This window comes from Zooshikella ganghwensis DSM 15267 (assembly GCF_000428585.1).
Taxonomy (GTDB): Bacteria; Pseudomonadota; Gammaproteobacteria; order Pseudomonadales; family Zooshikellaceae; genus Zooshikella; species Zooshikella ganghwensis.
Genome location: NZ_AUAF01000188.1, coordinates 1 through 7,278 on the forward strand (window position 1 = coordinate 1; position 7,278 = coordinate 7,278).

The 7,278-nt window shown below is 42.9% G+C and carries 9 protein-coding genes and 1 pseudogene; 2 read left to right on the forward strand and 8 right to left on the reverse strand.

Going from position 1 to position 7,278, the window contains the following annotated elements:
- Together F607_RS0123115 and F607_RS0123120 are read left to right on the forward strand one after the other, a co-directional pair.
- Positions 1-259: pseudogene (locus F607_RS0123115) on the forward strand (hypothetical protein); the annotation flags it as partial.
- Positions 260-289: 30 nt separating this feature from the next.
- Complete coding sequence (locus F607_RS0123120; protein ID WP_157365578.1) at positions 290-706, forward strand: hypothetical protein; 417 nt, start codon at positions 290-292, stop codon at positions 704-706.
- A gap of 271 nt (positions 707-977) precedes the next feature.
- Here the strand turns inward: F607_RS0123120 and F607_RS0123125 are convergent, their stop codons facing one another.
- The 8 genes from F607_RS0123125 to F607_RS0123160 form a co-directional block, all read right to left on the reverse strand.
- The gene (locus F607_RS0123125) at positions 978-1,472 is read right to left on the reverse strand and encodes a hypothetical protein (protein WP_027709970.1); all 495 of its coding nucleotides are present in this window, start codon (positions 1,470-1,472) and stop codon (positions 978-980) included.
- A 230-nt stretch (positions 1,473-1,702) separates the two neighbouring features.
- Positions 1,703-3,001: a Ni/Fe hydrogenase subunit alpha gene (locus tag F607_RS0123130; RefSeq protein ID WP_027709971.1), complete on the reverse strand. Its 1,299-nt coding sequence runs from the start codon at positions 2,999-3,001 to the stop codon at positions 1,703-1,705.
- Positions 2,998-3,792, reverse strand: coding sequence for an NADH-quinone oxidoreductase subunit B family protein (locus tag F607_RS0123135; protein ID WP_027709972.1), 795 nt, complete (start codon positions 3,790-3,792; stop codon positions 2,998-3,000). Before F607_RS0123135 ends, F607_RS0123130 begins: the two co-directional genes overlap by 4 nt.
- A 27-nt stretch (positions 3,793-3,819) precedes the next feature.
- A complete protein-coding gene (locus tag F607_RS0123140; RefSeq protein WP_038292118.1) occupies positions 3,820-4,650 on the reverse strand; it encodes an FAD/NAD(P)-binding protein in 831 nt (276 codons plus the stop codon).
- Positions 4,631-5,746: a 4Fe-4S dicluster domain-containing protein gene (locus F607_RS31340; protein WP_038292120.1), complete on the reverse strand. Its 1,116-nt coding sequence runs from the start codon at positions 5,744-5,746 to the stop codon at positions 4,631-4,633. Before F607_RS31340 ends, F607_RS0123140 begins: the two co-directional genes overlap by 20 nt.
- A complete protein-coding gene (gene hypB / locus F607_RS31345) occupies positions 5,739-6,545 on the reverse strand; it encodes a hydrogenase nickel incorporation protein HypB (RefSeq protein ID WP_084611390.1) in 807 nt (268 codons plus the stop codon). The genes F607_RS31340 and hypB overlap by 8 nt, the downstream gene beginning before the upstream one ends.
- Entirely contained in the window at positions 6,545-6,871 is a 327-nt protein-coding gene (locus F607_RS31350) for a hydrogenase maturation nickel metallochaperone HypA (protein ID WP_038292121.1), read from the reverse strand. The genes hypB and F607_RS31350 overlap by 1 nt, the downstream gene beginning before the upstream one ends.
- A 161-nt stretch (positions 6,872-7,032) precedes the next feature.
- On the reverse strand, positions 7,033-7,278 hold a 246-nt coding region (locus F607_RS0123160; RefSeq protein WP_157365579.1), incomplete at its 5' end, for a transposase.

Genomic DNA, 7,278 nt, shown 5'->3' on the forward strand with positions numbered 1-7,278 from the left:
AAAGAGTTGGGGATATCAACATAAAACCGTTTGTCACGGGAAAGGGGAGTATGCTCGTGATGAAGATGGGGATGGTTTTCACGAAGTACATGTTAACACCATTGAAGGTTGTTGGTCATTACTACGCTCATGGTTAAGACCTCATCGAGGTATTTCTCAAGAAAAACTACCTTTTTATTTAGCATTATTTGAGTTTGTGTACAATATAAAGTGCCGAGGAAAAAGCTTACTTAATGATCTAATAGAGCTATTGATATAACCCCCTAGGAATCCATATAGAGCCTTATTTTTGTATGAGATGATACCACAGGATTCAATAAAAAACTATATTGAATCCTGTGGTATCATCTCATACAAAAATAATGAAGTGCATCGAAGTGACAATGATGGTTGTATATGGTTTAGAGACTCCAGTAGTGGTAGATCACAATCAGACATGGAATATGTACTTAACACACCTAAATTTCGACACTTTCATAATTTAATGCCAGCAGGAACCAATCCAGTTGTTGCTTTTTGTCAATTGATGGTGCTTCAATATCGTTCACAACTAAATCTTGACAATGAGTCAGGTACATATTTAGTTAATTTTCATCTATGGAAAGATGTATATACGAGTAAAAATGAAGCTCAACTTTCTCAACAGGTAAATTTTAGTTACTCAGCTGCTAATAAAGATAACTTTAGAGCAATTATTTGCCTTTAGCATGACATTAACCCCACCCTTCGAGGGGGGGGTAATTCGCAAATCAATAAAACTAGTTATTCAACGATAGCTGATAGCTTGACTGTGTTTTTTGCTATTTACGCCTACAACTTGTGCTGCAGTAAATGGCTGAACCAAAGATAAAAAAAGAGTGTTAATAAATAGTAGTGGGATATGTTCTTGCAAGAAATATCAACGTTCGTGGAAAAACCTTGAACTTTAAAAAAATGAATGCACAAGGCATTATTATATGGTAATTTTCCGGTAACAATTACCGAGTGACGAAAGATTTTTTTGGTGCTTTCTCATGGGCTACAGGTTTGACACTGAGCGTTTCAAGCATTACGTGTTCATCTTTACTTAGCCCAGTGCAGCATGCTGTTAAATACTCTATTTCACCTATGTATTCGATGTCTACTATGTTGGAAAGCATTATAGATTTTGAAGACGACGGTTGGGCTTCTTCAACAATAGCCCCAAACTCGCCTGTAATATCTTTGTAAACAAGTAGAAAGGTAATTGTTTGCTTGGGCGGTGTGATGAAGTTGAGCCAGACTACTGCATTTAAGCTCAAAATGTGTTTGTCTTTATTAGGCGCAGGCACCGACTTTTGTGGTTTTGTGCCCCGTAATAATTTAAAGAAAAAATTCCGATGTTCGGCATTTTGTAAGTCACTAGGCTGAGTTTGCATGTCCATATAGACTGAGCGTGGCACTTCACCCAGGATATGCAAGTTCAGGCAGTTTGTCGGTACCTTTTGAAACATATTCCAGTCCCTTATATTACTAATACATGAATACTCCATTGATGACGCATATTAGCTTTCTTTGAGCTTATTCCGAATTATTACTAACATAAATAAACAATTCATGTTTGGAATAACTAAAACAGCGACGCTTTCAGGTAAGTATAATCATGGTATCTGTAGTTCAACCAATAAAAGTTAATTGTTTATTTTGTGTTGGTTAAATCGGAATCGAATAAGCGTATATTCTTTTAACTACGAAGTATTTTAAAGTCTAAGAAATGCGTGGAACAGGAGATACAAGGGTCATAATTGCGGATCACTTTTTCGCAAAAAAACTTTAATGTTTGGTCTGAGTGGTTAAGGCCAAACTTTTTTACAGAGTATTTAAGATCCTGTTCAATGCGTGCCTGATTTTGGCTGGTGGGTGGAATAATGGTGCAACGAATAACACGGCCTTCCTCGTCCAGTTGATAGCGATGATAAATCATGCCTCGCGGTGCTTCGGTACAGAAACAGCTGGTGCCAGCTTTAGGTGTCACAGTTACATAAGGCGCTTCCACAGGACAGCCCTTGTCCAAAATTTTCCTGGCTTCATAAAGTGAAAAGTATATTTCAATGGCACGGGCTTGAATGCTGGTAAACATATTTTGGTTTGGAAACCTGATACCTAGCGACTCAACATACTTTTTGATTGCACTGGGTAAAATACGGTAATTATTATTGAGTCTGGCGAGTGGTCCCACTAAATAATCTTGCCCATTAAGCAATGAATAAAAAGCGGTAGAATGGGGTACCTGGTGCTCATGAAAGTGTTTGTCATAGCTATTATACGTCAGGTTTAGACCATTGCTGGCCGCAATTTTACCGCCATTGATTGGGTATTGTTTTGAGTGTTTTAAACTTACCCAAATAAATTCATGACTATAATCTGGCAACTCCAGCGTGGTGGTCCAGGCAATCAGGGACTTAGCGTCAGGTAAGGCATTATCAACCAGGGTGCGTACTGTATCCCAACGCTTCCTTTCCGGTAACCGCCCAAACCCTCCGACTTGCAGGCCGACGGGGTGCACGGATCGTCCACCCAGTAATGCCATCAATGCATTGCCCGTTTCTTGGAGGCGCATTCCCCGCTGTAAAATCTCTGGGTGCTGTTTTGCCATATGAATGGCGCTGTCAAAACCTAAAAAGTCCGGAGCTGCCAGAAAGTGAATATGTAATGCATGACTTTGAATCCACTCACCTAAATTCATCAAGCGACGGAGTTGAACCAATTGTTTTGGTAGTTTAATACCAAATAATCGTTCTATGGCTTGAATTGATGTCAGCTGGTACGCCATGGGACAAATACCACAGATGCGGGCATTTAAGTCTGGTACATCTTTATAGGACTTCCCTTCTAAAAATTTTTCAAACAAGCGAGGTGGCTCAAAAATTTTCAGATGTAGTTTTTCAATGGTGTCACCTTGCGCGGATAGCTCCAAAGCGCCCTCTCCTTCCAGTCGTGTGATAAAGGGGACGTTCAGTTTAATTGTGCGCTTATTATTCATTCTACTTCCCTGACATGGATAGTTTGCCAGCGCTGGTATTGGTCTTTAAAGGGGGGGCTATGGCTGTGGATAGCGGCAAAGCGCTGCGCTATTTCTATAGGCATCAACCCTAGTCCCGCGAAACGGTTTGCTAAGCTGTCACAGTTAGGTTGTTCTGATGGACCAAAGCAGCCATAACAGGCGCGGCCAAACGTTGGACAAATTGCACCACAACCGGTTCGTACTACAGGGCCTAAACAAGGCGCTTGTTGGGTCACCAGCACACAGACCTGTTGCTGGCGTTTACAGTCCATGCATAGTTTTTCGCCAGAGGGTTTAGGTTTGCTGCCGAGTAACAGCTGCTGAATAAAGTGATTCAATTGTGAGACGGTAATAGGACAGCCCCACAGCTCAAAGTCCACCTTAATATGTTCTGCGATGCCTGTAGAGTGTTGTAATGAAGACACAAACTCTGGTTTGGCGTAAACAGCTTGTAACCAGTTTTCATCCGACAGATTACGTAGAGCCTGAATACCACCACTGGTAGCACAGGCGCCAATACTGACCACGAGTTTACTGCGTTGACGAATGTGTTGGACGCGCTCAAGGTCTTCTGAGGTAGAGACACTCCCTTCCACAAAGGCAATATCCACTTCAGCCGTAAAGTGATTAATGCCCGCTTCAATAAAATGTTTAATCTCAACCTGCTCTAGCAAATCCAAAAGCCCTATTCCTTGGTTAAGCAATGCAAGTTGGCAGCCTGAGCAGGAGGTAAGTTTATGAATTGCAATGGCCAGTTTGCTAGGAGGCATAAGAGGTTCTCACTCAATGGCTGCTCATCAAATACCAGAAAGTCCAAACCAGGGTTTCACGGTGGGGTAATGAAATACCGGGCCATCTTTACAGACAAAGAATGGTCCTAACTGGCAATGGCCACAGGAGGCCTGACCACACTGAAAGTTACGTTCCAGGCTTAAATAAACGGCATCATCGGTTACCTGATGTTTGGCCAGCTGTTTAAGTGCTGCTAGCATCATAATTTCAGGTCCACACATCAGGACTGCACAGTGTTTAGCATCAAATTCTGCAAAGTCCAGAAGCTCCGTGACCATACCCAACCGCCACTGATAGCGATGTTTATATTCTTCACTGGCAGCCAGTAATACTTGGCAATTACCGGTGTTTTGCCAGTGGTCATACTGTGTTTGCCAAAGTAAATCATTGTGGTGCTTGACTCCCTGCAATATCACTATACGTCCATAGTGTTGTCTGTTTTCAACGGAATGGTTTATTGCAGCTACAACAGGTGCACAGCCCAACCCTGCAGTAATAAATACAATATCTTTGCCTTTAATGTGCTCCAGTGGCCAACCACAACCGAAGGGACCACGAAGACCAAGCTGATCACCAGGTTTGAGTTTGACCAGTGGTTGAGTAACACGCCCTACGGCACGTATCGTATGTAATAGTAAATTGTTTTGCCAACCCATAATTGAGATAGCGACTTCCCCTACTCCAAATAAATAAAGCATATTGAATTGGCCAAACGAAAAATTAAAGGGTGTTGATGTATTAAGCGCCAGGTGTAGTGTAAATATGCCGGGTGATTCCTGATGCTTGTCCATCAGGGTCGCTGTTAATGGTACAAAGCTAGCGATGGGCTGATTCATGGGGTGAGCCTTCTAGCAGCGTTTGAGCTTCGGCCACTAAGTCGATACCCACTGGACACCAGCTGATACAGCGCCCACAACCAACACATCCGCTTCGGCCATACTGCTGTTGCCAGTTTGCCAGCTTATGTAAGAGCCATTGACGATAGCGATGGCGAATTTCAGGCCGAAATAACTTACCTGCAATATAGCCATGTTGTTCGCTGAAGCAGGAATCCCACAAGCGTACTTGTTCCGCCTGTTGTAACTTAATATCACTGGTTGATTCCTGTTTTGAGCAAAAGCACGTTGGACACACCAGTGTACAGTTACCACAGGCTAAGCAACGGTCTGCCACATCTTGCCATTGGGGGTGTTCCAGGTTTTCTGTCAGCTTTAACAGTGAGTGCTCATCTGGCATGTGTCGTTGCTGTTGACTGGCATCGGCTAACTGTTGTTGAGCTATATCTAGTTGATCAATTGTGGCTTGTTGGCCTAGAGTCAGTTGCTGAAAAACAGCCTGCCCTTGTTCACTGCCAACCCCAATTAAGTAGCCATCCTCCAGCTCGTCTAACAGCAAATCAAAGCTGTGGGTTGCTGCTGGACCATCACCTGTTGAGACACAAAAACAGGTTTCAGCACTTTGGGCGCAATTGACGGCAATAATGAAAAGCTGCTCTCGCTGGGCTTGGTAATATGGATCAGGGTACGGACCATGGATGAAATGCTGATCTTGCAGCTTTAAGGCCGCCAGGTCACATCCCCTTAAACCCACCACTGCGATGGGGGTGACCTTTGCGGGGGCTTGGCGGAAGCATAGCCCTTGCTCGGTTTGCTCTGCCTGCCAAAGGGGCTGTTCTGGCTTGAATAACCAGGGTTTTAAAGCCTGAGGCCCAGTATTCCAGGCAAAGCAGAGATTTTTGCGGCTAGGTGTCAGATGGTAATGACCTGGTTTTGCCACTTCTTGCCAGCCCCACGGTAACTGCTCTACCCTGGCTAGCTCAGTAAACACAATAGCTCCGTCTTTCACGGTAGGCCCAACAACTTGGTATCCCGAATCCATTAAGACGTTGAACAGTTGGTTTAGGTGCTGACGCGCAAAAAAATGTTTAGTCATAAGTCAGTGTGGCAGACGTTTTTATACTGTCTATATGTCCAGTACTGTATTTATTTTCAGTGCTTGTTGCAGTGATCAGCCAATTTCGCCATTGATCGAAGCCATGCAGGGTTTTGGTTGAGAGTAATAAAACCTCAGCGTGAGGATTTAACTGAGCTATAGCTTGTTGAACTGTACTTAGGTCAAAATCAACATACTCCATTAAGTCAGCCTTATTGATAATGACCAATTCACAGCGACTGAATAAGTGGGGATACTTTTCTGGCTTGTCGTTACCATCAGTAACGGCCATCATAGCAATACGGTGAGACTCACCCAGGTCAAATAATGCAGGGCAGACAAGGTTGCCGACATTTTCAATAAAAATAAGTGAGCCTGATTTTGGCGCTAATTTTTCGAGTCCAGTTTTGACTAAATCGGCATCTAAGTGACACCCTGTCCCAGTGTTGATTTGAACCACCTGACCACCCGCCTTTTGCACACGCTTGGCATCATTGAGTGTTTGCTGATCACCTTCTAGCACTGCAATAGAGGGTAAATCATTGTGAAATGCACTCAGTGTAGCCTCTAATAAGGCCGTTTTCCCTGCACCCGGTGTACCCATTAGGTTGATACAGGTAATACCCTGTGTTTGAAAGCCCGTGCGATTCTGGTTTGCAATATCATCATTTTCGGCGAGCAGTGCTTGCTGTAAGTGCAGTGTTTTAGGCTCAGCCTGGAGATGATGATGACGGTGGTGATCTGACTCAAACTCAGTCAGTATGGCTTTATCTGAAGAACATCCGCAATGAGTACACATTAGGCAAACTCGATTTCAGTAAGCGTTAGTTGCTGTCCTGATAGTAAATTATAGTCATAACTACCACAGGGACAGGGCTGACCCAGTTGGGTGAGTGTAAAAACCTGCTGACACTGCTGACAGGACGCTTTAGCTGGATGATGGTCGATAATGAGTTGCGTATCGTTTAAGCCTACTGTGGCTTTTACCCAGTCAAAACACCCGATCAGTCGTTCAGGATCAATACAACTCATACTGCCTACTTCAATTTTAATACATTTTATCTTTCGGTTTAAATACGGCTGTACATGCTTTAATAAGGCATTAACAATGGAGAGTTCATGCACATTATGATCCTTTTTTTAATAGTCCTTATTGGTCATTAACTGCCTTTTTTTAAGTTCAATACTCTAGACACTTTTACGCAGCCATAGCCCCATAGTCACTCATCTGTTTATACACTTGAGCGACTTTTTGAATACTTAGAAGGTGTCTTAAAAATCAAAATTTAAGCAACTCTTTTGACTAAAATATGCAGCATAGCAATGTGAATCATTGCCTCACTATTTCTCGTTAAAACTTCATAATCTTTAGAATGACGCCTATAGTTGATTAACCATGAAAAAGTACGCTCAACAACCCAGCGTTTTTTTACAACATTAAACCCTTTACCCGCTTTTTCAACGACCTCAAGTATTATGCTACGAGTGATTTCATGGGACTCTTTTACCCATTCAACGACTGGATTACCTGA